Genomic DNA, 24,409 nt, shown 5'->3' with positions numbered 1-24,409 from the left:
CCGGGAGCGTGACCCGCCGCGCCCCTCGGGCGCCGAGCTCGGGATACGGCCCGAACAGCGCCGATCGGTTCAGGCGGTCCGCGATCCCTCGTCGTCGGACTCGGCCGGGTTGTCCACCACGTGCACCGCGGCCTCTTCGGAGGATGCCGCGCCGCCGGCGATACCAGCGTCTTCGGCCACGGTGTCATCCTGCGTCCCGGCCCCTTCCTCCGCAGCCGTCAGCCGTCCCGCACGCCTGTCACCGGCCTCCGCGTCGACAGGCTCGCCTTCCCCGTCAGGTACGTCTCCGATCTCGTCGCCCGGCGGCGGCTCCGTGTCGGGACGCTCGGCCCGCAGGCGCTCGTCCAGCGAGTCCCGCTCACGCTGCTCCGCGGCCGTGGTGCCGCGGCGCTGCACCGCCAGCGGCTTCTCGGGCGGGGAGTAGCCCTCGTCGATCGCCGGGTCGATACCGCGGTCGTCCAGGGTGTCCTCCGGGTCCATGACCGCGGCATCGTCCTGGACCTCCGAATCGTCGGGCTGGTACACCTCGTCGCCCATGGACTCGTCGTCGTACTCACGCTGTTCGTCGGGCATCCGATGCTCCTCGGGCAGTCGTGCCGGGTTCTCTCTCTGGCGAACTGCTCGCACCGGGTTTCCGCTGGCCGAACGCGTGAAACCCGTCAGAAGCGAAGGGAAGAGCTCATGAACGACAAACGTGCACACCGAGCCGACGGCGCTGCGCCTGAGACCGATCCCCGACCCGTGGAAGGACTGGCCGTACCGGAGGACGCCTCGATGGCTCCTGGTGCGGCACCTCCCGCCGAATCCGGAGTCTCCGGGCTCGGCGCCCCCGAGCGCGAAGCGCTCAAAAGGGGATGGGCCGTCGCGCCCCTCACACTGATCTGGATCGTCGTCGCACTCGTCGTCATCGGCCTGGTGGCGATGGTGGTCGTATTGGCGACCACATGACCAGGTCCGCAGACGGGCAAGCCCCGGCCCGTGGGTTCACGGGCCGGGGCTTCCTCGTGCGTCGTCAGGCGGGAGTGATGTTCTCCGCCTGCGGGCCCTTCTGGCCCTGCGTGATGTCGAACTTCACCTTCTGGCCTTCCTGGAGCTCACGGAAGCCGGTGCTGGCGATGTTCGAGTAGTGGGCGAAGACGTCGGGGCCGCCGCCGTCCTGCTCGATGAAGCCGAAGCCCTTCTCCGCGTTGAACCACTTCACAGTGCCTGTAGCCATTTGCCTGTCTCCTTCGACGGGACTCGTATCGGATCCCGCACCGTGCGGGACCCGGAGGTGATCGCCCTGGTCCGGAGAGGCGTTGCACAGCAAAAACGCCCGTGACTGCGATCACGGGCGAACGGGACTTCGGAACCACGACTGCTGATCATGACGCTACACCGGCTCGTGACGCACGGCCACTGAAACACAGAGTTGGTCCCGTCGAACAGGCTCCAGACCACATCCCGGCTTGCCCTTGGCGCTTGCGCCGGCAGCGAGCCGCCCCCACGCAGGCGGGTCGCGGCGACTTCCTCGGGGCCGACAGCGGATCGACAGCCCTCGACAGGGAACCGACAGCTCCGCTTTACCCGCACGCCTGCGGAGACCGGCCAGGATTTCCCCATCGTGTGAACAGCCGGTCCTCATGGACCGTACATCTCGGCAGATCACGAACCCGCGGAAGGAAACGTCAGCATGACCAGCGAATCAGTTCAGCCGGTGTCGGCACCGAGCCGCCGTACCGTCGTGGCGGCGGTCGGCGCGGCGGGGCTCGCCGTCGCGCTGACCGCGTGTGGATCGGAGGACGACGCGTCCGGCTCGTCCACCGAGCAGGGCGCCGACGCCAGCTCCCCCGCTGGGGGTGCCGACGCCAGCTCCCCCGCCGCGGAGGGCGGCGCCGCGCTCGCGAAGACCTCCGACATACCGGAGGGCAGCGGCAAGATCTTCAGCAACGAGAAGATCGTGGTCTCGCAGCCGGCGGCGGGTGACTACAAGGCCTACTCGACGATCTGCACGCATCAGGGCTGTCCCATGACGGACCTCAAGGAGGACATCATCTCCTGCGCCTGCCACGGCAGTACCTTCTCCATCGCCGACGGCAGCGTGCAGAAGGGCCCCGCCACCAAGCCGCTGGAGGCCAAGGAGATCACCGTGTCCGGGGACTCGATCACGCTCGCGTGACCGGGCGCGGTCGTTTCCAGCAGCTCAGCACCTCGTCCGTGGTCGCGACCGTAGCGACCAATGCGAGGGTGTTGCGGATCATCGCCGGGGTGTAGTCGGAGGGCACCCCGGCGATGGCGTCCGTCGGGACGACGGCGGTGTAGCCGCGGTTGACCGCGTCGAAGACGGCATTGGGGACGGCCACGTTGGCCGAGACGCCGGTGACGATCAGGGTGCGGCAGCCGAGGTTGCGCAGCAGCGCGTCGACCTCGGTGCCCTGGACCGGCGACAGCCCGTGCAGCCGTCGTACGACGAAGTCCTCCTCGGCGACCTCGATCGGAGCCGCCACCCGGACCGCCGTGGAGCCGGCGAGCTGCTGGACGGGGAGCCGTTCGGCGGCGCGGAACAGCCGGGCGTTGTGGCTCGCGCCCCGGCCGTCCGGGCGGCGTTCGGCGATCGCGTGGATCACCTGGACCCCGCTCTCGTGCGCTCCTGCCACCAGCCGGGCGACGTTGGCGAGGACGCCGGAGGAGCGGGCCTCCTTCGCGAGGTCCGGCAAGGCGCTGTCCGGGCCGACGACGCCCTGCTGGCACTCGACCGTGAGCAGCACCGTGGTGACGGGGTCGAGGAGTTCGCGAAGCTGTTCGTGCGACGGCATGGTGCCCCCTTGTCGCCGACCTGATGGGGCGGGCGAGACTAGCCACCATTGCGCGGGGAAGGAAGACCACTCATCCTTTTCTGACGTGATGTCAGAGGATCTCTCCTCTGACACGACGTGGGAGAAGAGAAGAGGGGGACACATGACCGTCACGCAGCGCCGGGGCCGGAAGATCATGATGACACCGGGTGAGCTGGACGAGTTCCTCACCAGCCAGCGCACCTGCAGGGTCGCCACCGTGTCCGCCGACGGCGCCCCGCACGTGAGCACACTCTGGTTCGCCTGGGACGGCACCTCGATGTGGCTGTACTCGGTGGTGCGGAGCAAGCGGTGGACCGATCTGCTCCGCGACCCGCGGGTCGCGATCGTGGTCGACACGGGTGAGGAGTACGACGAACTGCGCGGCGTCGAGCTGTCCGGGACCGTCGACTTCGTGGGCGAGAGCCCGCGCACCGGCGAACTGCGCGCGGAACTCGACGTCCCGGAGACGCTGTTCGCGCGGAAGAACTTCGGCCTTGAGGAGATGCCGCACGACGGACGGCACGCATGGGTGCGGCTGACGCCGGAGAAGATCGTCTCCTGGGACTTCCGCAAGCTGGGTTCCGCGTAGGTCAGCCGACCTTCAGGGCCGCCTCACGCAGCGCCTCCACCGCCGCCCGGATCGACGGGCGGCGGTCCGCGTCCGCGCGCCACACCGCGTAGATGTACCGCTGGGCGCCGTGCCGCACGGGCACGGCCCGCACTCCCGCGGGCATCGGGTCGCGGCCGAGGCGGGGGGCGACGCAGACGCCCAACCCGGCGGCGACGAGGGCGAGTTGGGTGTGGTGCTCCTCGGCGCGATGGGCGATGCGGGGCTCGATGCCCTTGGCGCGCAGGGTGTAGAGCAGCCACTCGTGGCAGAACTCGCCCTCGGGCCAGGCGACCCACTCGTCGCCCGCGAAGTCCTCCAGGTCGACCTCGTCCCGCCCGGCGAGCGGATGTCCGTCGGCCATGGCGACGCCGACGGGATCCTCGAGGATCGACGCCTTGGCGAGCCCCTGCGGCATGGGCAGCGGCTTGTTGTACCAGTCGAGGACGACGGCCAGGTCTGCGTCGCCCCGGAGCACCGCATTGACCCCGTTCTCCGGCTCCAGTTCCCGCGAGCGCACGCGCAGCGCCGGATGGTGGGTGCGCAGGGTGGTGAGCGCTATGGGAAACAGCCCGCGCAGGGCGGTGGGGAACGCGGCCAGCCGCAGCTCGCCGACGACCTGCCCGCGCTGCGCCTCCAGATCCGACTGGGCGAGCTCCACCTGGGAGAGGATGCGCGCCGCGTGCTCGGCGAGGAGCCGGCCGGCGTCCGTGAGCCGTACCCCCCGGCCGTTCTTGGCGAGGAGCTGCTGGCCGACCTCGCGCTCCAGCTTGGACATCTGCTGCGAGACGGCCGAGGTCGTGATGTGCAGACCCTCGGCGGCACCACTGACCGAGCCGTGCCGGGCCAGGGCGTCCAGGGTGCGGAGGCGCTCCAGGTTCAACATGTAAGCAATGCTACGAGATACCGTGCGGAAAATCTAGGTTGTGCTACGAGGTTAGGGTCCACCATCCTGGTCGCCATGAGCACCCCCACCCCCGCCCGCGCCGCCCTCGACTGGCGGCTTCGCTTCGGCGCCCTCGCCCTGGTCTGGGGCTTCAGCTTCCTGCTCATCAAGGTGGGCACCGAGGGCTATGCCCCCTTCCAGGTCACGCTCGGCCGGCTGGTGTTCGGGACGGCGGTGCTCGCTGCCGCGATGGCGATGAAGCGGCAGCGCCTGCCGCGCGAGCCGCGAACCTGGGGGCATCTCGCAGTCGCCGCGTTCCTGCTCAATGCCCTGCCGTTCTCGCTCTTCGCCTACGCCGAGCTGACCATCCCGTCCACCCTGGCCGGCATCTGCAACGCCACCTCGCCGCTGTGGGGCATGGCCCTGTCCCTGGTCGCCCTCTCCGAGGACCGTCCCACCCGGGTCCGCGTCGCCGGTCTCGGCCTCGGCTTCCTCGGCGTACTCACCGTGCTCGGCGCCTGGCAGGGCTTCCACGGCCTGGACGCCACGGGCACGGCGATGGCACTGGGAGCGTCCCTGAGCTATCCGATCGGCTGGATCTACGTCCGCCGCACCCTCGCCGGATCCGACCACTCGCATCTCTCGCTGGCCGGCGCCCAGTTGCTGCTGGCCACCCTGCAACTGGCGGTCGTGACCCCGCTGTTCACGTCCTGGCCGACACAGGTGGCCGTCGGCCCGCTGCTGGCCATAGCGGCCCTGGGCACACTCGGCACCGGCCTCGCCTTCCTGATCCAGTACGGCCTGGTCGCCGAGGTCGGCCCCACCACGGCCACGATGGTCACGTACTTCATCCCCGTCATCGCCACGGCCGCGGGTGTCGCGATCCTGGGCGAGTCGCTGAACTGGTGGACACCGGTGGGCGCGACCGTCGTCCTGGCAGGCGCGGCACTGACGCAGGCGCGACCGAAGGCGCAGCGCCCCGAAGGGGCGCGGGGCTGTATCGATATGCGGCTCCGCCGCGTGGGCGCGACCAGCCACGACGGCGCCGCAGCGGACCGACAACACCTCCCGCCACTGCCCCCGAATGACTCAGACGTAACTCCGGATCGGAGCCGGACCCACCGCTGAGGCGATCGCGTCCGCCAGCATCACCGTCTCGTCCACCGCCAGCGTCGAGACGGTGACCCGGATGCCCGGCGGTGCGCTCATCCGGAAACGAGCACCGGGGGCGACGGCCCAGCCGGCGTGCAGCAGGCGGGCCACGGCTCCGGTCTCGTCCGGCACGGGAATCCAGACGTTCAGGCCACTGCGCCCGTACGCGGCGACCCCGCGCTCAGCGAGCGCGCCGATCAGCGCGTCCCGGCGCCGCCCGTACGCCGCCGCCACCGCGCGCGCGTCCACCGCGCCGTCGGCCCACAGCCGTACGACGGCCCGCTGGGTGATCCGACTCACCCAGCCGGGCCCGAGCCGATGCCGCCCGATCACCCGGTCGACGGTGACGGCGTCCCCGGTGAGTACGGCGAGCCGCAGATCGGGGCCGTACGCCTTGGCGACCGAGCGCACGAAGGCCCAGCTGCCGGTGACACCGGCGAGGGCGTGCAGAGGCAGGTCGACGATGCCGTGCCCGTGATCGTCGTCGATCAGCAGGGTGTCCGGGTACTCACGCAGCACGGCGCGCAGGGCACGCGCGCGTGACGCGCTCACCGCGGCACCGGTCGGGTTCTGCGCCCGGTCGGTGACGATCAGGGCGCGCGCCCCGGCCCCGAGAACGCGGCGTACGTCATCGGGGAGCGGACCTTCGTCGTCCACACCGACGGCGGCGGTGCGCAGCCCGAGCGCCGGGACGAGGTCGAGCAGGCTGCCCCAGCCGGGATCCTCGACGGCGACCGTGTCCCCGGGCTTGAGATGGGCGGCGAGGACGCGCTCGATGGCGTCGAGGGAGCCGGAGGTCACCGCGAGGGGCCCGTCCGGCACACCGCCCGCGTCCAGATCGGCCCGCGCACGACGGGCCAACTCCGGTTCCACCGGCTCGTCTCCGTATAGCACGGGTTCGCGGTCGCCCTGCTCGGCCGCCACCGCGAACGCCTTGGCCAGCGAGGGCAGCAGGGCGGGATCGGGGTTGCCGCTCGCCACGTCCCGCACCCCCTCGGGCACGTCCACCCTGAGGTACTCGCGTCCCGTGGTGGCCGGCTTGGACCGCACGCGGCTGCCACGACGCCCGGCGGTCTCGATGACCCCGCGCTCACGCAGGATGCGGTACGCCGCCGCGACCGTATTGGGATTCACGCCCAGCTCGACCGCCAACTCACGCATGGGCGGCAGAAGTTGGCCCGGCTCCAGCCCGCCCGAGCCCACCGCGCTCTCGACACTGGCCGCAATCTCGGCTGCACGCCGCCCACTGATCCGATATCCTTCTAGCACAAAGTCGAGTATGCACTAGTGCAATACAGAATGCAATGGAGGACGTTATGCAGGACCTAATGCAGGGGACCCAGCAGCAGCCGACGCAACACCAGACCGCCTACACACCCACCGACCGCACCGTCCCCACGCGCTCCGCCGACCGGGCGTCGTACGACAAGGACCTGGTGCACGCGATACTCGACGAGGCCTACGTCTGCCACCTCGGCTTCGTCCGCGACGGAGCGCCGGTGGTGCTGCCCACCCTGTACGCCCGGGTCGGCAAGCGGCTCTACGTGCACGGCTCGACCGGTTCACGCCCCCTGCGCATGACGGGCCAGACCGACCCGGGCCTCCCCGTGTGCCTGACGGTGACGCACGTGGACGCGCTCATCCTGGCCCGCTCGGCCTTCCACCACTCGATCAACTACCGCTCGGTCGTGGTGCACGGCATCGCCCATGACGTCACCGACCCCGAGGAGAAGCGGGCCGCGCTCGACGCCCTCGTCGAGCAGGTCGTGTCCGGACGTTCGCAGGACCTCCGGCCCGCCAACAAGAAGGAGCTGGCGGCCACCGCCGTCATCCGCCTCGACCTCGACGAGGTCTCCGCCAAGGCCCGCACCGGCGGCGTGAACGACGAGCCCGAGGACCTCTCGCTCCCGCACTGGGCCGGTGTCGTCCCCCTGCGCAAGGGCTACGACACCCCGGTCGCCGACGCCCAACTGGCCCCCGGCACCGAACTCCCCGACTACCTGGCGGCGCTGTCATGCTGATCCACCCCTGGGACGCACCCCACGACGACACCGAGTGGCAGCAGTGGCTGGCCGTCCACGACTTCGGGCACCTCGCCGTCAACGGCTTGGAGGGCGAACCACCGCACGTCCAGCCCCTGCACTTCACCTACGACGCCGACCGCGGCGAGGCCCTCACACATCTGGCCCGCCCCAACCCCATATGGCCCGCGCTCCTCGCCGACCCCGAGGCCGTCCTGAGCGTCGTCGACGACTACGTGTACGTACCCGGCCCCTGGCAGGCAGCACCGGAGGATCCACCCGCCCACGGCACACCCACCAGCTTCTACGCGGCCGTCCAACTCCACTGCCGGGCCCACATCGTGGACGACCCGACCGAGAAGTCCGCACTGCTCAACCGTCAGGTCGACCACTTCCAGCCGGAGGGCGGCTCGGCGAAGGTGGCGGTGGGCGAGGCACCGTACGGGCGGATGCTGTCCGGAATCCGCGGACTACGGCTCGAAGTCACCGACGTACGCGCGAAGTTCAAGTACGCGAACCACCGGTCGGAGGAGGTCAAGGACCGAATAGCGAAGGAACTCACACACAGGGCAGGCCCACGAGACGCGTCGGCACTCGAGCACCTACAGCGCAGGCGCACCTTGTGAGATGCGGCACTACCGGCGCCGCGTCAGGGGCGCGGGGAACTGCGCGACCAGCCACAACGAACCCGCACACAACACACCCACCCCAGCAAGGCACCTACCCGGCAGTCCCCCGCGCCGACACCCGCGTGTCAGCACCGCCCCCAGCAACGGGCTCGGCGGACCCCTTCGCCGGAGCCGAAGTCTGCGCAATGAACGCCCCTACCAGCACCACTGCACCGCCAAAGATCTGCGGAGCCGAAAGGTGCTCACCGAGCAGCACCCACGCAAGGACCGTCGCAATGACCGCCTCAAGACAGGCCACCACACCCGCGACCTGCGGAGACAACCGCCGCACGGACACCACGCCGGTCATATACGCAACGACCGTGGCCACCAGCACGATCCACGCGAGCAACAGACCCGCAGCGACCGGCGTCCCGTTCATGTCCGCACTGTCCGCCAACAGCGACCACTCCATGCTCCACGGGCGGGCGACAACGGTCAGCACGGCAGCGCCGACCAGCAGGCCGTAGGCGATGACGCCCAGCGGGTCCGGCGCCTGAGCGCCGGAGTCGCCGCCATGGTCGGACAGCACGAAGTAGCCGACCTGGCAGCACGCGGCGCCGAACGCGAGCAGCAGTCCGAGCGCGTCGAAGCTCAGCCCGGACCAGACCTCCACGACACAGGCGAGCCCACCGACCGCGAGGACCACGCCGAGCGCGGCCGCACGCGTGACCGGCCGCCGCTGCACGAACCGCACCCAGCCGAGGACGAGGGCGGGCGCGAAGTACTCGACGAGCAGGGCGACTCCGACGGGGATCCGGGAGATCGAGGCGAAGTAGCAGGCCTGGACACCGGCGACGGCGAACAGCCCGAACCCGGCGAGCAGCGCGGGCCGCCGGCGCAGCAGCGACCGGTGACGCACGGCCAGCGGCAGCATGACCAACGCCGCCCCCGCCACCCTCAGCCACACCACGTGGAGCGGGTCGAGCCCCGCCTCGATCAGCGGCTTGGCCGCGACACCGGATCCCCCGAAGGCGAGCGCGGAAACGAGCGCGAGACCGAGCCCCACGCCCTTTCCACCGCTGCCGCTGCTGCTGTCTGACGTATGCACCGGCACATGATGACAGGCGATGACATGAGCGTCACCCCCAATGACACCTGTCTCAGCGCGTGGACGGGATCCGGGTCGCCGGCCGGTCAGCCGGTCTTCGCCAAGTGCTTCTCGATCCGCACGTAGAGGGCCCGCGCGTCGACCCCGGCACGGTCGAGCACCTCGACGGCGCGTGCCTGCGGGTCCACGACGATGGCGGCGAGCAGGTCGATCCCGAGGGCCGGTTCGCCACCGCGCCGGGCGGCGCGCTCGCGGGCGTACTCCATCGCGCCGGCGGCGAGGGGAGAGAAGCCCGCCTCGCCCCCCACCACGGGTACGGCACCGGAGTCCTCTACGGCGCCCTGCCAGCGCAGGCCGTAGCCGATGCTGCGCTGCACGAGATAGCCGAGCAGCCGGGCCACCTGCGGCCCGTCCTCCAAGACGGCACGCACCTCGGGGTCGGACTCCAGGAGCGAGTGCAGCAGATGGGCCGTGTCGATCTGCCGGTCCCCGTCCCGCACGGCCCGTCGGCGAGCACCGGAGAGCACCGCTGCCAGCTCGTCACTGAGCCCGGCATCGTTGTCCGTTCGCCGGCCGCCCTGTTCTTGGGCCGCCTGCCGGGGGATTCGGGGTTGCACACCCCTACCCCATCAGTCCCTCCAGATCGGGACATCCCCGGAGGGAAGCATTTTTGCGTCCCACACAGAGTGGACTCGGGCGATCCCAATCTCCTCCTTACGGATGAGATCACGCTCTTTCGCCCGCGGGGCGCGCATCTCCCGTCCCCCGTGCGCCGCACGCAACCGTAACGCTCCGTCGCACGTCCCCTACAGAGGGATGGAGAGCAGGTGCTGGCTGGTGACCCTTCCGGCCGTCGATGGCAGGCAGTACGTGTACCGGGTGTACGCCCCGGAGGACGCACTGCCGGCCGATCTGTTCTGGGACGCCTGGCACTGCCACGACGAGAGTGCTTTCCCGCGCGCGTGGGACCTGTTCGACGCGGCGGAGATACGGCTGGCCGGCTGAGGCCGGTCCGGCCGGCCGCCTCCACATTTTCTGACGGTTCATCAGTATTGAATGTTCCAGGCCATGCGGCTACGTTCCGCGACACCGTAGCCCGACACGAAGAGGTGGTCGCATGGCCGAAGTCAGCGCGGAGGCACGGATCGAGGCCCCCGCGGAGAAGGTGTGGGCGCAGCTCACGGACTGGTCCGCGTACGCCGAGTGGAACGCGACCCACACCGGCTTCCCCAAGGGCGGTCCCGAGACCCTCGCAGTGGGCGGGACCTTCCAGGAGAACATGAAGCTGATGGGCTTCCCGGCCGAGGTCGACTGGACCATCGAGGAACTTCAGCCGGCCCGGGTGCTGGCCATCCGCGGCAAGGGCCCGATGGCGGTCGACCTGGCCACGCGCTACACGTTGACGCCGGACGGCGACGCCACCACGGTCCGCATCGACGGCGAGTTCACGGGCGCCGCGGTGTCGTTGATGGCGGGCCGGCTGAGGGACTCGGCGACGGCCGCGCTGAACGAGTCGCTGCGCAAGCTGGCGGGGCTGGTGGCCTGACCCCCGGACGCGCGAAGGCGCCCCCACGGATGTCTCCGCGAGGGCGCCCGGCGCCGGACCGAGCCTCAGAGCTCATCGGTCCTCATCGGTCCTCGACAGTCCTCGTCAGTCCTCGTCGGCGAGGATCAGGTACAGCTTCTTGCGGGCCTCATTGATGACGGCCAGCGCCTTCTCGCGCTGCTCCTTGCTGCCGGTCTTCCAGACCTGCCCGAAGGCCTCCATCAGACCGAAGCCGGCCTGCCGGATCTCACCGAGGGCCTCCCAGTCGACGCCACGGGAGGCTTCCTCCCAGGGCGCCTCGGGGCCCTCGTCGGCCGCGGTACGGCCGGCCTCGGTGAGCGAGAACAGCTTCTTGCCGCCCTCGGACTCACTGGTGATCAGCCCCTCGTCCTCCAGCAGCTGGAGGGTGGGGTACACCGAGCCGGGGCTGGGCTTCCACGCCCCACCGCTGCGCTCGGCGATCTCCTGGATCATCTCGTAACCGTGCATCGGCCGGTCCTTCAGCAGGGCGAGGATCGACGCGCGTACGTCGCCGCGCCGCGCCCTCCCCCGCGGTCCGCCGCGCCCTCGATGACCCCAGGGGCCCGGACCGCCGAAGCCCGGTCCGCCGAAGCCGGGGCCGCCCGGCCCGAAGGGCCCGAAGGCACCCCGCAGGGCCTCGAAGCCGCCTCGCTCGTGCGAGCCGTGTCCACCGTGTCCACGTTCGAATCCATGGGAACGCATCGCCATCACTCCATTCAGTCGTTGATCAGTCGCGATGCCTCAACGATATATCGGAATAGCTCGCCTGACAACACCCGCCCGGAAGACAGCCCGGAAGACGGCCCTGAAGACGGCCCGGACCAAAATCGGTCCAGCACCCCGGAATTGGCCTTGGCCTGCCGCTTCGCGCCGCGCCTAGCGTCTGCGGCATGCGGATTCGAATCGTCGACGCCTTCACCGACCGCCCCTTCGCCGGCAACCCGGCCGGCGTCCTGCTCCTGGACGCCTTCCCGGACGAGACCTGGCTCCAGAACGTGGCCAGGGAGGTCAACCACCCCGAGACGGCGTTCGCCCACCGCCTGCCCGAGGGCGGCGACGCGGATTGGGCGCTGCGCTGGTTCACGCCCGTCACCGAGGTCGCCATGTGCGGCCACGCCACGCTCGCCACGGCCCACGTCCTGCACACCATGGGCGCCCACCAGGGCCCGGTGCGCTTCGCCACCCGCAGCGGCGTACTGGGCGCGACGCCGCGCGAGGACGGCTCGATCACCCTGGACTTCCCGACCGCACCCCTCACCCCGGTCGACGTGCCGGACGGGGTCACCCACGCGCTGGGCGCCGAGCCGCGCGCCGCCTTCGACACCGGCCCGAACGTCGGCGACCTGCTCCTCGAACTCGCCGACGAGAAGACCGTCCACGCACTGGCGCCGGACCACAAGGCACTCGCCGCCTACTCCACCCGCGGCATCATCGCCACCGCCCGCGCCGAGGACCCCACGCGGGGCTACGACTACGTCTCCCGCTGTTTCTTCCCGAACGTCGGCATCGACGAGGACTCGGTCACCGGCAGCGCCCACACGGCCCTCGCCCCCTACTGGTCCGAGCGCCTCGGCCGCCCCGACCTCACCGGCCTCCAGGCCTCACCCCGCTCCGGCCGCGTCCGCACCGAGCTGCGCGGCGACCGCACGCTGCTCACCGGACGCGCGGTCACCGTCATCGACGGGGAGCTGCTCGCGTAACGGCGCCCGATCGAACGGGGGCGTACCAAAGGGGGCGTACGAACCTGTCGTACGCCCCCTTCGAAAGCACTCAAGCCGTCGGCAGCCAGCCCACCTTCCCGGCCAGCAGCGCGTAGCCGACGAACGCCCCTATGTCGAGCAGCGAATGCGCCACGACCAGAGGACCGACCCGGCCCCAGCGCCGGTACAGGTAGACGAACACCACACCCATCGCCAGGTTGCCGAGGAAGCCGCCGATGCCCTGGTAGAGGTGGTAGGAGCCGCGCAGTACGGAACTGGCCATCAGCGCGGTGCCCGGGGTCCAGCCCAACTGGCCGAGCCGGCGCAGCAGATAGCCGACGACGATGACCTCTTCGAGGATCGCGTTCTGCATCGCGGACATGACCAGGACCGGGTACTTCCACCACACGTCGGGCAGCGCCTCGGGCACCACCGTGAGGTTGAAGCCGAGTCCGCGGGCGGCCAGGTAGAAGGCGATTCCGGTGCTGCCGATCACGGCCGCGACGGCCGCACCGCGGCTGAGGTCCGGCCAGGGTTTGGCGCGGTCGAAGCCGATGGTGCGCAGGCTCTCGCCCTCGCGCAGCAGGAAGTGCGCGACGAGCAGGACGGGCACGAGTGCCGTGGTGATCCCGAAGAGCTGCCAGGCGAGATCAAGCCAGGGGCGGCCCGGCGCGGCCGAGGCGTTGAGCGTGGCCGCCTGGTCCTTGAGACCTCCCGGTTTGGTGACCGATCCGACAAAACTGATCAGGGCGGACACACCGCTCGCACCGAGCGAAAGGCCCAGAACGAGCAGCATCTCGGAGCGCAGAATTCGTCGCGAGGGCCGCTCCTGAGGAAAAGAATCGGCCACCTGGCCCGCCTCCGCCTGCACACATGCCTCCACTTGAGTAATCCCGCCTCATCCCCATCGCCGCGCCGCTAAGGTCTCGAAAGAAGTTACGAAGATCGTGCGCGACAGGCCGTCGGGGGGACGGACGCCGTACGGGGCGTACCTCCCCCTTTGCCTGCCATGTGGCCGTTTTCCGCCACGGGGTCGACAGGGAGGGGCACCACCGTCATGGGACGTCACAGCTTGCCCGATCAGTATGGGGCGGGCGGCAGCGACCCCCGTCCACGCGCCCGCCGCCGCACGGTGGCCGTCGCCACGGCACTGGTTCTCGCCATCGCCGGAGGCACCGCGGTCGCCGTCCAGAGCGGGCTGCTCTCCTTCGGCTCCTCCTGCCAGGACGACCCGGTCCGGCTGAAGCTCGCCGCCTCCCCCGACATGGCCCCCGCGCTGCGGGAGGCGGCGAAGCAGGCGCGCGAGGACGACATCACCTCCGACGGGCGGTGCGTCGCGGTCTCGGTGAGCTCGCGCGACCCGTACAAGGTCGCCGACGCGCTCGCCACGGGCGAGAAGGCCGACGTCCAGGTGTGGGTGCCGGACTCGGACGTGTGGGTGCAGCGGGTCTCGGCGGACAGCGGTGCCACGCAGGTGACTCCGGCGGGCAGGGTGGCGTCCACCCCGGTCGGGGTGGCGATGGTGCCGGCGGCCGCGAAGTCGCTGGGGTGGCCGAAGCGGACGTACAGCTGGATGGAGCTCGCCGGTGCCAGCCTCCAGGACGACGCCCTCCGGCTCGGCGCGGCAGACCCGGCGCGCAGTGCGACGGGGCTGCTCGCGCTCACGCAGGTCGGCACGGCCGCCGCGCAGATCAAGGGCGGGGACACCCAGGCCGCGGCCATGATGAAGACGCTGGCGCAGCGCACCTCCGACAGCGACACCCAGGTCCTGGACACCCTGCCGCGTGACTCCTCGGGCACCGAGCAGGGCAACCCCCGGCGCAACCAGGCGCTGATCCTCAGCGAGCAGGCGGCGTTCGCGTACAACTCGTCGGCCGGGGGCGCGGGCAGCCTGGACATGTTCTATCCGAAGGACGGCTCACCCCGCCTCGACTACCCCTACACCCTGGTCGACCAGACCCGGCTGTCGACGGACGAGAACCGGGCCGCGATCCGGTTCATGACCTACCTGCGGCAGCCGGAGCAGCGCCGGGTGCTGGAGAAGTACGGCTTCCGCACCTCCGAGGACGAGGTGTCGGAGGCGCTGGTGACCAAGGCAGGGGGCAGTCAGCCCCAGCCGTACTCACAGCCCGCCGCGCGGCCCGCCGACGAGATCGCGCTCCAGGAAGCGCTCGGCACCTGGACGATCACGGTGCAGAGCGCCCGGATCACCACCGTCGTGGACGCCTCCGCGTCCATGTCCGAGCCGGTCGGCAAGACCGGACAGACCCGCATGGACGTCACCAAGGCCTCGCTACTGCAGGCCCTGGCCACGTTCACGCCCGAGGACGAGATCGGGCTGTGGGACTTCTCCACCAAGCTGGACGGCGACAAGGACTACCGCGTCCGCGTGCCGACCGAGCGGCTCGGCGACCGGACCGGCGAGGGCACACAGCGGGATCTGCTGTCGGCGGCGTTCAGCGCGCTGGCGCCGGTACCGAACGGGGCGACCGGGCTGTACGACACGACGCTCGCCGCGTATCAGGCGGCCATGTCCTCGTACGACAAGGGCAAGTTCAACGCGCTGGTCATCCTCACCGACGGTGTGAATCAGGACCCCGGCAGCATCTCCCGCTCCGGCCTCGTCGAGCGGCTACAGCAGCTCACCAACCCCGAGCGTCCGGTGCCGCTCATCATGATCGCCGTCGGCCCGGACGCCGACCGCGAAGAGGCCGAGCAGATCGCCAAGGCGACCGGCGGCTCAGGACACGAGGTCAGCGACCCGTCGCAGATCCACTCGGTGATCCTGCAGGCGATCGTCGCGGTGGGGGCGCGGGGGAACCAAGGGTGACCGACGGCTCCTATCCCAGCGGCACCGCCTCCGGCAGCCCCACCGGCCAGGTGTGCACCGGCTCCCCGTGGTGCATCAGCTCGCGGTAGCGCTTGGTGGTGGCCGCCAGCGCGACCTCCCTGGACACCCCTGTCTCCAGGGCCCGGTGGAAGGTCGCCGACTGCCATGCCGCCCCGTTGACCCGGCGGCGGCAGCGCTCCTCGATCACGCCGAGATACAGATCCCGGTCGGCCGGATCGACGCCCCACGCGTCCAGCCCGGCCTCGGCGAGCGGCAGCAGTTCGTCGCGTACGAGACTCACCGCGTCGACCTCGGTGGTGCCGCCGTAGCGCCCGCGCCGCGGCCAGATCAGGCGGGCGTCGATGCCGTACCGGCACGCGGTGTCGAAGTTGGCCGCGGCCGCCTCGAACGGCAGCCGGGACCACACCGGCCGTGACTCCTCGGCGAGGGCGCGGACGACGCCGTAGAAGAAGGCGGCGTTGGCGAGCACGTCCGTGACGGTCGGTCCGGCGGGCAGGACGCGGTTTTCGACGCGCAGGTGCGGGATGTCGTCGGCGATGCCGTAGACGGGCCGGTTCCAGCGGTACACGGTGCCGTTGTGCAGGACGAGTTCGGCGAGTTTCGGGGTGCCGCCCGCGTCGAGGACGGCGAGGGGGTCCTCGTCGTCGCAGATGGGCAGCAGGGCCGGGAAGAAGCGCAGGTTCTCCTCGAAGAGGTCGTACGCCGAGGAGATCCACCGTTCGCCGAACCAGGTGCGCGGCCGGACGCCCTGGGCCTGGAGCTCGGGCGGGCGGGTGTCGGTGGACTGCTGGAACAGCGGCGGCCGGGATTCGCACCACAGCTCGCGGCCGAACAGGAAGGGCGAGTTGGCGCCCACGGCGATCTGCGCGGCGGCGACGGCCTGCGCGGCGTTCCACACGGCGGCGAAGCGGCCCGGCGTGACCTGGAGGTGCAGTTGGACGGAGGTGCAGGCGGCCTCCGGCGCGATGGACCTGGAGGTGCAGCGCAGATGCTCCACGCCCGCTATGTCGAGCAGGAAGTCCTCGCCGCGGGCGGCCACGATCTGGTCGTTGAGCAGGGTGTAGCGGTCGACGTCGGAGAGGTTCGTGGAGACCAGGTCGTCGCGGTCGAGCGTCGGCAGAATACCGATCATCACGATGCTCGCATCGACCTCGTGCGCTTTCCGGTCGGCATATGCCAGTGAGGTGCGCAGTTCCTCCGCGAGCCGGTCGAATACCCGCCCGGTCAAGCGATGTGGGGCTATGTTGACTTCCAGATTGAACATGGCGAGTTCTGTTTGGAAATCTCGGCTTGCGATCCTCTCCAGTACTTGCGCATTCAGCATTTTCGGCATGCCGTCGGCACCGGTGAGATTCAATTCGATCTCCAGCCCCATGAGGTTCTTCGGGCGATCGAACCGCTGCTCCGCCAGAAGCCGCTCCAGGCCCGTCAGGCACTCCCGGAGCTTGCCGCGGTACCGCTGCCGATCGGACAGGTCGAACCCGCCTGCCACGACCTTCTCCCCCATCGAAGCGTCCCTCCTCGAATGGGCAGGCCGATCAGCTCCGGCCGCCGGTGTCCCGGGTCAGGTGGGATGATGCCCAGCCGAAGCGATCGATAACGTCGCGGGCGGAGCGGGTGCGCGCTACTCTGACGGACGTGACCGGCGGCACATTCACCGGGCATGGCACATAGTGCAGTTTCCGGCACCTTGCCAACTCGTGAAAAACACCGACGAGTATTGGCCGACCGAGTCATCGGCATTTCCCGAGGTCATCGCAGGGTGACGGGTTCGGAACCGGGATGATTCCCGCTTGTCGCCGACCGAATGGACCCTTGCCGAAGTCCCCGGAAACAGCTAGACGAAACACAATCTGAACACGTGTCGTATAAACTCCGCGAACAAGGCAGAGGGTTGGCGCCCCGGTCCGGGTTCCTGCCGCGAGGTGACGTGCGGCAGGCTTCACTCACACCCACGCACCCCCAGACCCCGGCCCCCGCCCCTCTGACCCCGCGAGCTGACAGCGCCGTCCGCCCCCGCCACGCCCTCGCGCCACTGTGCCTGTCGAATGAGAGGCGACCCACCATGCCGCTGCATGTCCCCCCGGCTCCAGCGCCCGCCCTTCGCTCCGTCCTCACCGCCCTCGGTTCCCCCACCGCGGTCCGCGAGGCCCGGACTCCCGCCCTGCGCACCGCACAGGGCACCGCCACTCCCGAACTCCCACTGCCCGTGCACGTACTCGACCGCATCACCTCCGAGGGCGTGTCCGCGACACGGCTGGCCGGGTGGCGTTTCCTGATCCGCTGCGGCGACCGCGCGGTGGCCGCGGCCGAGACCATGCTGACCCCTGACGGCTGGGCCTTCTCGCACTTCTTCGAAGGCCCGTACGTCGCCTCCACCGAGCGCGCGCTGCGCCAGGCCGAGTCGGTGACCGGGGCCTACCAGCCCCGCCTGCTGTCGCTGCCCGGCCTGTACATGCTCACGCTGTGGCTGCACGGCGACTGCTCCTCGGACGGCACCACCGGCCACCCCGCCGCCACCGACCTGCTCGTCCCGCTCGCGCCGGCCCCGCCCGGCATCGCGGCACACCGGCCGCACCGGGTCGCCGAGCTTCTGCCGATGCTGACCCACCGGGTGACGCCCGCCCCTCTGCTCGGCCAGCCCGCCTGACATGTGACATGTGACATGTGACATAGCACTCTGGCCCCGCGAAACACCCTCGTACCCCGCCGCCGGAATTCCGGGTAGCGGGGTACGACGCTGTTTCCGGGACCCGTACGCTCGTACGCGCCACAGAAACGCTTCTATGCGCCTGGAAACCCCCTCAAGCCTTATCGCGCTCGCACGAGCATTACCGCGCTCGAACGAGCCGAAATGGGTCGCCTCCCCGTTCTGACTAGCCCCATCCGACCATCCCGAACCACCCGAAGTGGCAGTGCAGTTGGAATGAACCCTCCGCGCGGGTGATGCGTCCTGAACCTGTGAGAAGCGGTGCCGCTAAATCCCTGCGGATTGACGCCCGTGGGGCAACACTGGGTTCGACCGACTTATACAAACGGGGGCGGCCATGAACGAGGCTTCACGCCACAGGACAGACCCGACAACCCACTCACTCCACACGACAGAGCGAAAGATCCCACCCATGTGCCAGCACCAGCCACCCTGTCCGACAGCCGAATCAGCCGACCGGGAGTCCGCCCGACTCATGGCGCACCACCCGGAGCAGGGATGGAGCCTGCTGTGCAACGGCGTTCTGCTGTTCGAGGACACCGGTGAGCTTCTACCCGACGGCCAGATCATCGCCCCGCACCGCGCACTGGTGATGACCGCGGCCTGAGCGGCGCCGGGCGGACCGACATCCCGCCCGGAGACTTGAGGGGCCGGACGCAACCCATCCTGCGGACCGGCCCCGACGCATGTCTGGCGCCGGTCACTCCCCGTAGTCCCCCGTGCGTGATCCGGTCCGCCTCACCTCTTCCCTTCCCAACACCACCCGCTTTCCGGAAGACTCCTGGAAGTTTCGAGATGTGTGTCCGGTACAGCGGTGGCGGATGCGCAACCGGTCGACGGAGGTGGGGAATTGGCAGCACGCGAGGCCGATGCCGAGCGGGCGCCGGAGGACGGGGGCAGGGTCACGATCACGGACATCGCCCGGCAGGCCGGGGTCTCGGTGCCGACCGTGTCCCGGGTCGTCAACGGCCGCTCGGACGTGTCGCCGCAGACCCGCGCCCGCGTGGAGGACCTGCTGCGCCGGCACGGCTACCGCAGGCGCCCCGCGACCTCCACCGCCCGCGCCGCCCTGCTCGACCTGGTCTTCAACAGCCTCGACAGCCCCTGGGCCGTGGAGATCATCCGGGGTGTGGAGGAGGCGGCCCACGAGGCCGGCGTCGGCACCGTGGTGTCGGCGATCCACGGACGCTCGGGCGACGCCCGCGAGTGGATGCGCAACCTGCGGGCCCGCGCCTCCGACGGCGTCATCCTCGTCACCTCGGCCCTGGAGCCGGTGCTGTACGAGGAACTGCGCATCCTCGGCGTCCCGCTCGTGGTCGTCGACCCGGCCGGCTCCCCCGCCCTGGACGCCCCGACCATCGGCGCCGCCAACTGGTCCGGCGGCATGGCGGCCACCGAGCATCTGCTGGCCCTGGGCCACCGCAGGATCGGCCTGATCGCCGGGCCGCCCCGGCTGCTGTGCTCCCGGGCCCGACTGGACGGCTACCGTACGGCCCTGGAAAGCGCCGATCTCACGCTCGACGACACCCTCGTCGTGCCCGGCGACTTCCACCCCGAGTCCGGATTCACCGGCTGCAACACCCTCTTGGACCTGCCCGACCCGCCCACCGCCGTCTTCGCGGCCAGCGATCAGATGGCGCTCGGGGCGATCGAGGCGCTGCGACGGCGGGGCCTCAGGGTGCCGGAGGACATGAGCGTGGTCGGTTTCGACGACCTTCCGGAAGTCCGCTGGTCGGCCCCGCCGCTCACCACCGTCCGCCAGCCGCTCGCCGACATGGGCAAACTCGCCGTCCGTACGGTCCTGCGCCTGGCCCGCGGCGAGCAGCCGGACTCGCCGCGGGTGGAGCTGGGCACGGAGCTGGTGGTGCGGTCGAGCACGGCCCCCGCTAGCTGAGCGCCTCCCTGATCGCGAAGTACGCGGGCTTGGGCCGAAGCTCCTCGTCCCAGGGCAGCGCCGCGCCCTCACCCTCGAAGAACGCCGGGATCCAGGAGTATTTGTCGGTGTAGTCCCACAGCGTGATCCCCACGCACCGGCGCACGGCGAGGCACGCCTCGGTCATGTCCCGGTACCACTCCGCCTGCGTGGCCAGCTTGGCCTCGTCGGCGGGCACGTACATCCGCACATCCACCTCGGTGAGCGCGGTGTCCAGGCCCAGCCGTGAGAAGCGGCGGAGGTTGTCCTCCAGGGTGCTCGGATAGCCGTACTGGAGGGCGAGATGGGCCTGCAGGCCGAAGCCGTGGACCGGGACGCGCTGCGCCTTCAGCTCCTTGACCAGCCGGTAGTAGGCGTCGCTCTTCGGGCCGATCCCCTCGACGTTGTAGTCGTTGAGGTAGAGCTTGACCTTCGGGTCGGCCTGGTGGGCCCAGCGCAGCGCGTCGGCGATGTAACCCGGGCCGAGGGTCTTGTAGAAGATCGTCTCCCGGTAGGTGCCGTCCTCGTTGAAGGCCTCGTTGACGACGTCCCAGGCGTAGACCTTGCCCCTGTAGTGGCGTACTTCCGTCTGGATGTGCTTCTTCAGTACGGCCCTCAGCTCGGCGGGCGTCCAGTCGCGCGAGGTGAGCCAGTCGGGGAGCTGGCTGTGCCAGACCAGGGTGTGGCCGCGTACGCGCTGGTGGTTGGCGCGGGCGAGGTTCACGATCTCGTCGCCCTGGGAGAAGTCGAAGACGCCCTGCTGGGGCTCGGTGGCGTACCACTTCATGCCGTTGCCGGGGGTGATCATGTCGAACTCGGTGCCGAGGATCGCCTTGTAGGGCTCGTCGGTGAGCTCGGGGTTGTCGGTGGCGCTGCCGAAGTAGCGGCCGTGGCGCTGGGCGAGTTCGGCGAGGGTCGGCTGGTCGGGGGGCGGCCTGTCCTCCCCGGCCTGGGCCGCCGGGACGCCGGCGGACAGGAGCAGGGCGACGAGTGCGCCGGTGAGTCTGAGCCGTGTGCGGGTGGTGCGCATGGTGCGACTCCTCACGGTCGATGTGGTGTACGTCCCCGCCGGCGCGGGTCATCCCTTGGTGGCGCCGGCGGTGAGGCCGCCGACGAGCTGACGCTCGGCGACCGAGTAGAAGGCGAGTGCGGGGACCATGGCCAGGACGAGGTAGGCGAAGACCCTGGCGTACTCCGCGGAGTACTGGCCCTGGAACTGCTGGACGCCGATCGGGATGGTCCACCACGTGGAGTCGGTGAACACCAGCAGCGGAAGGAAGAAGTTGTTCCAGCTGGTGACGACGGCGAGCACGGAGACGGTGCCGAGCGCGGGCCGCGCCATCGGCAGCAGGACCCGCCAGAAGAACCCGAGCGGCGTGCACCCGTCGAGCGTGGCCGCCTCCTCCAGCTCGCCGGGGATCTCCCGGAAGAAGCCGCGCAGGATGATGATGGTCATCGGCAGCCCGAACGCGGCCTGCGGCAGGATCACGCCCAGCGGGTTGTCCAGCAGGCCCAGGGAGCGCAGCAGCAGGAACAGCGGCAGCGCCGCCACCGCGAAGGGGAACATCAGCCCCATCGTGAACAGGGTGAACAAGAACTCCCGGCCACGGAAGGCGAATCGCGCGAAGGAGAACGCGGCGAGCGCGGACACCGCGACGACAAGCACGGTCGTACCGATGGCGATGAACGTGCTGCTGCCGACCAGCCGCCAGAAGGAACCGGAGCCGAGGATGTCGGTGTAGTTGGAGGTCACCCACGACTCGGGCAGCCCGATCGGGTTCCGGGAGAGCTCGTCGGTGGACTTGAAGCCGGAGATGACCGCAAAGAGCAGCGGTATGCCCATGATCGCGCCGACGAGGACGAGGATGACGTGGACCGGAAGTTTCCGCGCCGGTGCCTTCACTTCTGGCCTCCCCGCATGGTCGTGGTCGCCCCTTCGAGGTCGCGGCGGAGCACGAACCGCTGGTAGGCGAGGGCGAAGACGAGACTGATGCCGAACATGACCACGCTGATCGCGCTGGCATAGCCGACCTGGTAGCGCTTGAAGCCGTACTGGAACATGGTCACGGCCATGGTCTCGGAGTGATGGTCGGGACCGCCCGCGGTGGTCACCCACACCAGGTCGAAGAGTTGGATGGCGCCGATGACGGACAGGAAGACGCTGATGCGCAGGGTGGGCGCGAGCAGCGGCAGGGTGACATTGCGGAAGCGCTGCCAGGGGCTCGCGCCGTCGATGAGCGCCGCCTCCGTCAACTCGGCCGGGATGGACTGGAGTCCGGCCAGGTAGAGCATCATGTGGAAGCCGAAGTACTTCCAGGTCATGACGAGGAACAGGGTCGCCATGACGGTGGAGGGATCGGCGAACCAGGTCCCGCCGAGCCCGTCCAGGCCCACGCTGCCCAGGACATGGTCGGCGAGACCGTCGTCCGGGGCGAAGATCATGGCGAACAGGATGCCGGTGATGGCCTCGGACAGGACGTACGGCGCGAAGAACAGCATCCGGTACACGGCCCGGCCGCGGATCCGCTGGTTCAGCAGGACGGCCATGGCGAGCGCGAACGGGAGTTGCACGGCGAGCGACAGCAGGACCAGGACGAGGCAGCGCCACAGGTCGCCCAGGAAGACCGGGTCGTCGAAGAGCCGGGTGAAGTTGTCGACGCCGACGTAGTCGGAGGGCATGCCGAAGCCGCCCCACCGGAAGAAGGCGGCGTACAGGGCGAACAGGATCGGCAGCACGACCAGCACCAGGAACAGCACCAGCGCGGGCAGCTGGAAGCCCACCGCGGTGAGCCAGTTCAGCGCCCGCCGCCGGGCCCGCCCCCGGCTTGCCCTGACTGCCGGGGGCGGAGTTTCGGCGTCGGGGCCGGTCCGCTTGTCCGGAAGGAACGTGGAGGTCATCGGGGCCTACTGCTCTTCCTTCGCGGTCTGTGTGATCGACTCGGTGACCTGCTCGGGCGACTTGGAACCGGCGATCAGCGCGCCCACACTGTCGTTGACCTCCTGGCCGAGCGCGGGCGCGTACGCCTGGTCCAGGTACAGCTGGAAGCCGGTGGACCCCTTCAACTGCGCTTGTACGGCCTTGAGGTTGGGGTCGGTGAGGGCGCTCTCGGCGCCGGGTACCACCGGAATGGCGCCGGTCTTCTTGACCAGTTCCAGGTCCGTCGCCTCGGAGGCGAAGAACTCCAGGAAGTCGACGGCCGCCTGCGGAGCGCCCTGCCGCAGGGCATGTCCGCCGCCCCCGCCGAACACCTCGGTGATGGCGCCCTTGCCGCCCTCGACCTCCGGGAACGGGAAGAATCCGAGGTCGTCGCCGAGACCCTTGCCCGCGTCCGCCTGGACCACCGGTGCCCACTGGCCCATGAGTTCCATCGCGGACTTGCCGTTGCCGACGGCCGCGGCCTGGCCGGTCGGGCTGGAGTAGGCGGCGCCGAGGAACCCCTTCTGGAACGGCTGGAGGTCGACGAGTTCCTTGAGGTGCTGTCCGGCCTGGACGAACTCGGCCCCGCTGAAGTCCTTGTCGTCGTTGGCCTTCTCCAGCGCGCCGGCGCCCGCGGTGCGCATCGCCAGGTACGCCCAGTAGTACATGCCGGTCCACGTCTCCTTGCCCGCGAGGGCGAGGGGGGTGATGCCGGCGGACTTCAGCTTGCCGACGGCGTCGAGGAAGCCGCTCCAGGTGGTGGGCGGCGTGGCGATGCCGGCCTGCTTGAACAGCGCCTTGTTGTACCAGAAGCCGATCATGCCGATGTCGAACGGGACGCCGTACAGCCGCTCGTCGAGCAGATACGGCTCCTTCGCGACGGACAGCAGACCGTCGGACCACGGCTTCGTGCGATCCGTGAGATCCTCGACGAGCCCGGCGTCGACCTGCTGCTTCAGGACGCCGCCGCCCCAGGTGTGAAAGATGTCCGGCAGCTTGCCGGAGGCGGTCAGCGCCGTCATCTTCGACTTGTAGGCGTCGTTCTCCAACTGGACGATCTTTATCTTGACCTTGGGGTTCTGGGCCTCGAACTTCTTCGCGAGGCCGGCCCAGACATCCTTGGTCGGCTGAGTGGTGGAGATGTTCCACCACTCGACCGTGGTCGTCCCCGAGGATCCTCCGTCCGAGTCGCCGCCACAGCCGCTCAGTGCCGTCATGCCCAGACCGGCCGCGGCGGAGGCCGCCAGGAAGCCGCGGCGGGACAGTGCCCGGTCGCCCATCATGCGCTCCTTGGGTACGGGACGGCGCGTCCACGCCTGTCCACTGGACCGAAAGTTTCGGAACAATTCCAGAAAGCTTCGTTGATGCCGCACCCTAGAGACAGCGGCCAAAGCGTGGCAACCCCTTGTACACAGCGAATCTGCGGTCAGGGGCCGGAGCATGCGGCGCAGCGGCCGTCCAGCTCGGCCAACGGGCGCGTGTGGTCCGGGCCTTCGAGCGAGGAGACGACCGCGTCGGTACGGCCGGCAGCGCACGCACGGCAACTCCCTG

Annotated in this window: 27 protein-coding genes; 13 read left to right on the top strand and 14 right to left on the bottom strand. The window is 70.0% G+C overall.

Features of this window, described 5'->3' with window-relative positions:
- Window positions 1-69 precede the first annotated feature (69 nt).
- On the bottom strand, window positions 70-573 hold the full coding sequence (locus tag ACTWQO_RS09215; protein ID WP_443236716.1) for a DUF5709 domain-containing protein: 504 nt from the start codon (window positions 571-573) through the stop codon (window positions 70-72).
- Window positions 574-681: 108 nt separating this feature from the next.
- Between ACTWQO_RS09215 and ACTWQO_RS09210 the strand changes: the two genes are divergently transcribed.
- Window positions 682-948, top strand: coding sequence for a DUF6480 family protein (locus tag ACTWQO_RS09210; RefSeq protein WP_443236715.1), 267 nt, complete (start codon window positions 682-684; stop codon window positions 946-948).
- A 64-nt stretch (window positions 949-1,012) separates the two neighbouring features.
- Here ACTWQO_RS09210 and ACTWQO_RS09205 read toward each other — a convergent pair whose 3' ends face one another.
- Window positions 1,013-1,216 (bottom strand): cold-shock protein, encoded by a 204-nt coding sequence (locus ACTWQO_RS09205; RefSeq protein ID WP_443236714.1) that lies wholly within the window; start codon window positions 1,214-1,216, stop codon window positions 1,013-1,015.
- Window positions 1,217-1,672: 456 nt separating this feature from the next.
- Between ACTWQO_RS09205 and ACTWQO_RS09200 the strand changes: the two genes are divergently transcribed.
- Entirely contained in the window at window positions 1,673-2,158 is a 486-nt protein-coding gene (locus ACTWQO_RS09200; RefSeq protein WP_443236713.1) for a Rieske (2Fe-2S) protein, read from the top strand.
- Here ACTWQO_RS09200 and ACTWQO_RS09195 read toward each other — a convergent pair.
- Window positions 2,145-2,795: a cysteine hydrolase family protein gene (locus ACTWQO_RS09195; RefSeq protein WP_443236712.1), complete on the bottom strand. Its 651-nt coding sequence runs from the start codon at window positions 2,793-2,795 to the stop codon at window positions 2,145-2,147. The two genes, ACTWQO_RS09200 and ACTWQO_RS09195, sit on opposite strands and share 14 nt — an antisense overlap.
- 142 nt (window positions 2,796-2,937) lie before the next feature.
- Between ACTWQO_RS09195 and ACTWQO_RS09190 the strand changes: the two genes are divergently transcribed.
- The gene (locus ACTWQO_RS09190) at window positions 2,938-3,405 is read left to right on the top strand and encodes a pyridoxamine 5'-phosphate oxidase family protein (RefSeq protein WP_443236711.1); all 468 of its coding nucleotides are present in this window, start codon (window positions 2,938-2,940) and stop codon (window positions 3,403-3,405) included.
- A 1-nt stretch (window position 3,406) separates the two neighbouring features.
- Here ACTWQO_RS09190 and ACTWQO_RS09185 read toward each other — a convergent pair whose 3' ends face one another.
- Entirely contained in the window at window positions 3,407-4,309 is a 903-nt protein-coding gene (locus tag ACTWQO_RS09185; protein ID WP_443236710.1) for a LysR family transcriptional regulator, read from the bottom strand.
- A 75-nt stretch (window positions 4,310-4,384) separates the two neighbouring features.
- Here ACTWQO_RS09185 and ACTWQO_RS09180 point away from each other — a divergent pair, with 75 nt between their 5' ends.
- On the top strand, window positions 4,385-5,437 hold the full coding sequence (locus ACTWQO_RS09180) for a DMT family transporter (protein WP_443236709.1): 1,053 nt from the start codon (window positions 4,385-4,387) through the stop codon (window positions 5,435-5,437).
- Here ACTWQO_RS09180 and ACTWQO_RS09175 read toward each other — a convergent pair.
- Window positions 5,399-6,730 (bottom strand): aminotransferase class I/II-fold pyridoxal phosphate-dependent enzyme, encoded by a 1,332-nt coding sequence (locus tag ACTWQO_RS09175; protein WP_443236708.1) that lies wholly within the window; start codon window positions 6,728-6,730, stop codon window positions 5,399-5,401. The genes ACTWQO_RS09180 and ACTWQO_RS09175 overlap by 39 nt on opposite strands.
- 59 nt (window positions 6,731-6,789) lie before the next feature.
- Between ACTWQO_RS09175 and ACTWQO_RS09170 the strand changes: the two genes are divergently transcribed.
- Both ACTWQO_RS09170 and ACTWQO_RS09165 read left to right on the top strand, forming a co-directional pair.
- Window positions 6,790-7,482, top strand: coding sequence for a pyridoxamine 5'-phosphate oxidase family protein (locus ACTWQO_RS09170; protein WP_443236895.1), 693 nt, complete (start codon window positions 6,790-6,792; stop codon window positions 7,480-7,482).
- Complete coding sequence (locus ACTWQO_RS09165) at window positions 7,476-8,108, top strand: FMN-binding negative transcriptional regulator (RefSeq protein WP_443236707.1); 633 nt, start codon at window positions 7,476-7,478, stop codon at window positions 8,106-8,108. The genes ACTWQO_RS09170 and ACTWQO_RS09165 overlap by 7 nt, the downstream gene beginning before the upstream one ends.
- A gap of 94 nt (window positions 8,109-8,202) precedes the next feature.
- Here ACTWQO_RS09165 and ACTWQO_RS09160 read toward each other — a convergent pair whose 3' ends face one another.
- Window positions 8,203-9,207 carry an EamA family transporter gene (locus tag ACTWQO_RS09160; protein WP_443236706.1) on the bottom strand — a complete coding sequence of 335 codons (1,005 nt, stop codon included), beginning with the start codon at window positions 9,205-9,207 and terminating at the stop codon, window positions 8,203-8,205.
- An 80-nt stretch (window positions 9,208-9,287) separates the two neighbouring features.
- Complete coding sequence (locus tag ACTWQO_RS09155) at window positions 9,288-9,818, bottom strand: Clp protease N-terminal domain-containing protein (protein WP_443236705.1); 531 nt, start codon at window positions 9,816-9,818, stop codon at window positions 9,288-9,290.
- A 220-nt stretch (window positions 9,819-10,038) separates the two neighbouring features.
- Between ACTWQO_RS09155 and ACTWQO_RS09150 the strand changes: the two genes are divergently transcribed.
- Both ACTWQO_RS09150 and ACTWQO_RS09145 read left to right on the top strand, forming a co-directional pair.
- On the top strand, window positions 10,039-10,206 hold the full coding sequence (locus ACTWQO_RS09150) for a hypothetical protein (RefSeq protein WP_443236704.1): 168 nt from the start codon (window positions 10,039-10,041) through the stop codon (window positions 10,204-10,206).
- 112 nt (window positions 10,207-10,318) lie between these two features.
- Entirely contained in the window at window positions 10,319-10,747 is a 429-nt protein-coding gene (locus ACTWQO_RS09145) for a type II toxin-antitoxin system Rv0910 family toxin (protein ID WP_443236703.1), read from the top strand.
- A gap of 105 nt (window positions 10,748-10,852) precedes the next feature.
- Here the strand turns inward: ACTWQO_RS09145 and ACTWQO_RS09140 are convergent, their stop codons facing one another.
- Window positions 10,853-11,470 carry a PadR family transcriptional regulator gene (locus ACTWQO_RS09140; RefSeq protein ID WP_443236702.1) on the bottom strand — a complete coding sequence of 206 codons (618 nt, stop codon included), beginning with the start codon at window positions 11,468-11,470 and terminating at the stop codon, window positions 10,853-10,855.
- A 188-nt stretch (window positions 11,471-11,658) separates the two neighbouring features.
- Between ACTWQO_RS09140 and ACTWQO_RS09135 the strand changes: the two genes are divergently transcribed.
- On the top strand, window positions 11,659-12,468 hold the full coding sequence (locus ACTWQO_RS09135) for a PhzF family phenazine biosynthesis protein (RefSeq protein WP_443236701.1): 810 nt from the start codon (window positions 11,659-11,661) through the stop codon (window positions 12,466-12,468).
- Window positions 12,469-12,538: 70 nt separating this feature from the next.
- On the opposite strand, the gene ACTWQO_RS09130 is transcribed toward ACTWQO_RS09135, so the two are convergent.
- Window positions 12,539-13,339, bottom strand: a complete 801-nt coding sequence (locus tag ACTWQO_RS09130) for a CPBP family intramembrane glutamic endopeptidase (protein WP_443236700.1) — start codon at window positions 13,337-13,339, stop codon at window positions 12,539-12,541.
- A 186-nt stretch (window positions 13,340-13,525) separates the two neighbouring features.
- On the opposite strand from ACTWQO_RS09130, the gene ACTWQO_RS09125 reads away from it, so the two are divergent.
- Window positions 13,526-15,298 carry a substrate-binding and VWA domain-containing protein gene (locus ACTWQO_RS09125; RefSeq protein ID WP_443236699.1) on the top strand — a complete coding sequence of 591 codons (1,773 nt, stop codon included), beginning with the start codon at window positions 13,526-13,528 and terminating at the stop codon, window positions 15,296-15,298.
- A 10-nt stretch (window positions 15,299-15,308) separates the two neighbouring features.
- Here ACTWQO_RS09125 and ACTWQO_RS09120 read toward each other — a convergent pair whose 3' ends face one another.
- The gene (locus tag ACTWQO_RS09120; protein WP_443236698.1) at window positions 15,309-16,826 is read right to left on the bottom strand and encodes a glutamate--cysteine ligase; all 1,518 of its coding nucleotides are present in this window, start codon (window positions 16,824-16,826) and stop codon (window positions 15,309-15,311) included.
- A 558-nt stretch (window positions 16,827-17,384) separates the two neighbouring features.
- On the opposite strand from ACTWQO_RS09120, the gene ACTWQO_RS09115 reads away from it, so the two are divergent.
- The 3 genes from ACTWQO_RS09115 to ACTWQO_RS09105 all read left to right on the top strand — a co-directional run bounded on the left by ACTWQO_RS09115 (window position 17,385) and on the right by ACTWQO_RS09105 (window position 19,923).
- Window positions 17,385-17,969, top strand: coding sequence for a hypothetical protein (locus tag ACTWQO_RS09115; protein ID WP_328441655.1), 585 nt, complete (start codon window positions 17,385-17,387; stop codon window positions 17,967-17,969).
- Between the two features lie 472 nt (window positions 17,970-18,441).
- The gene (locus ACTWQO_RS09110; RefSeq protein ID WP_443236697.1) at window positions 18,442-18,636 is read left to right on the top strand and encodes a DUF5999 family protein; all 195 of its coding nucleotides are present in this window, start codon (window positions 18,442-18,444) and stop codon (window positions 18,634-18,636) included.
- A 243-nt stretch (window positions 18,637-18,879) separates the two neighbouring features.
- Window positions 18,880-19,923 carry a LacI family DNA-binding transcriptional regulator gene (locus ACTWQO_RS09105; protein ID WP_443236696.1) on the top strand — a complete coding sequence of 348 codons (1,044 nt, stop codon included), beginning with the start codon at window positions 18,880-18,882 and terminating at the stop codon, window positions 19,921-19,923.
- Here the strand turns inward: ACTWQO_RS09105 and ACTWQO_RS09100 are convergent.
- From ACTWQO_RS09100 to ACTWQO_RS09085, 4 genes are read right to left on the bottom strand one after another with little or no spacing between them, the layout of a single operon-like run.
- Window positions 19,916-20,971: an endo-1,4-beta-xylanase gene (locus tag ACTWQO_RS09100; protein WP_443236695.1), complete on the bottom strand. Its 1,056-nt coding sequence runs from the start codon at window positions 20,969-20,971 to the stop codon at window positions 19,916-19,918. The two genes, ACTWQO_RS09105 and ACTWQO_RS09100, sit on opposite strands and share 8 nt — an antisense overlap.
- A gap of 48 nt (window positions 20,972-21,019) precedes the next feature.
- Window positions 21,020-21,784: a carbohydrate ABC transporter permease gene (locus tag ACTWQO_RS09095; RefSeq protein WP_443236894.1), complete on the bottom strand. Its 765-nt coding sequence runs from the start codon at window positions 21,782-21,784 to the stop codon at window positions 21,020-21,022.
- A 56-nt stretch (window positions 21,785-21,840) separates the two neighbouring features.
- On the bottom strand, window positions 21,841-22,839 hold the full coding sequence (locus ACTWQO_RS09090; protein ID WP_443236694.1) for a carbohydrate ABC transporter permease: 999 nt from the start codon (window positions 22,837-22,839) through the stop codon (window positions 21,841-21,843).
- A 6-nt stretch (window positions 22,840-22,845) separates the two neighbouring features.
- Complete coding sequence (locus ACTWQO_RS09085) at window positions 22,846-24,138, bottom strand: extracellular solute-binding protein (protein WP_443236893.1); 1,293 nt, start codon at window positions 24,136-24,138, stop codon at window positions 22,846-22,848.
- Window positions 24,139-24,409: the final 271 nt, after the last annotated feature.

The sequence above is a fragment of the Streptomyces sp. 4N124 genome, assembly GCF_052245395.1.
Classification (GTDB): domain Bacteria; phylum Actinomycetota; class Actinomycetes; order Streptomycetales; family Streptomycetaceae; genus Streptomyces.
The sequence above is the reverse complement of the archived record's forward strand: the minus strand, read 5'-3'. Positions and strand labels throughout refer to the sequence as shown.

Coding starts and splice junctions, on each gene's coding strand:
- ACTWQO_RS09215 (WP_443236716.1), bottom strand. CDS start 573: ATGCCCGACGAACAGCGTGAGTACGACGACGAGTCCATGGGCGACGAG.
- ACTWQO_RS09210 (WP_443236715.1), top strand. CDS start 682: ATGAACGACAAACGTGCACACCGAGCCGACGGCGCTGCGCCTGAGACC.
- ACTWQO_RS09205 (WP_443236714.1), bottom strand. CDS start 1,216: ATGGCTACAGGCACTGTGAAGTGGTTCAACGCGGAGAAGGGCTTCGGC.
- ACTWQO_RS09200 (WP_443236713.1), top strand. CDS start 1,673: ATGACCAGCGAATCAGTTCAGCCGGTGTCGGCACCGAGCCGCCGTACC.
- ACTWQO_RS09195 (WP_443236712.1), bottom strand. CDS start 2,795: ATGCCGTCGCACGAACAGCTTCGCGAACTCCTCGACCCCGTCACCACG.
- ACTWQO_RS09190 (WP_443236711.1), top strand. CDS start 2,938: ATGACCGTCACGCAGCGCCGGGGCCGGAAGATCATGATGACACCGGGT.
- ACTWQO_RS09185 (WP_443236710.1), bottom strand. CDS start 4,309: ATGTTGAACCTGGAGCGCCTCCGCACCCTGGACGCCCTGGCCCGGCAC.
- ACTWQO_RS09180 (WP_443236709.1), top strand. CDS start 4,385: ATGAGCACCCCCACCCCCGCCCGCGCCGCCCTCGACTGGCGGCTTCGC.
- ACTWQO_RS09170 (WP_443236895.1), top strand. CDS start 6,790: ATGCAGGGGACCCAGCAGCAGCCGACGCAACACCAGACCGCCTACACA.
- ACTWQO_RS09165 (WP_443236707.1), top strand. CDS start 7,476: ATGCTGATCCACCCCTGGGACGCACCCCACGACGACACCGAGTGGCAG.
- ACTWQO_RS09145 (WP_443236703.1), top strand. CDS start 10,319: ATGGCCGAAGTCAGCGCGGAGGCACGGATCGAGGCCCCCGCGGAGAAG.
- ACTWQO_RS09140 (WP_443236702.1), bottom strand. CDS start 11,470: ATGCGTTCCCATGGATTCGAACGTGGACACGGTGGACACGGCTCGCAC.
- ACTWQO_RS09135 (WP_443236701.1), top strand. CDS start 11,659: ATGCGGATTCGAATCGTCGACGCCTTCACCGACCGCCCCTTCGCCGGC.
- ACTWQO_RS09125 (WP_443236699.1), top strand. CDS start 13,526: ATGGGACGTCACAGCTTGCCCGATCAGTATGGGGCGGGCGGCAGCGAC.
- ACTWQO_RS09120 (WP_443236698.1), bottom strand. CDS start 16,826: ATGGGGGAGAAGGTCGTGGCAGGCGGGTTCGACCTGTCCGATCGGCAG.
- ACTWQO_RS09115 (WP_328441655.1), top strand. CDS start 17,385: ATGCCGCTGCATGTCCCCCCGGCTCCAGCGCCCGCCCTTCGCTCCGTC.
- ACTWQO_RS09110 (WP_443236697.1), top strand. CDS start 18,442: ATGTGCCAGCACCAGCCACCCTGTCCGACAGCCGAATCAGCCGACCGG.
- ACTWQO_RS09100 (WP_443236695.1), bottom strand. CDS start 20,971: ATGCGCACCACCCGCACACGGCTCAGACTCACCGGCGCACTCGTCGCC.
- ACTWQO_RS09095 (WP_443236894.1), bottom strand. CDS start 21,784: ATGGGCATACCGCTGCTCTTTGCGGTCATCTCCGGCTTCAAGTCCACC.
- ACTWQO_RS09090 (WP_443236694.1), bottom strand. CDS start 22,839: ATGACCTCCACGTTCCTTCCGGACAAGCGGACCGGCCCCGACGCCGAA.
- ACTWQO_RS09085 (WP_443236893.1), bottom strand. CDS start 24,138: ATGGGCGACCGGGCACTGTCCCGCCGCGGCTTCCTGGCGGCCTCCGCC.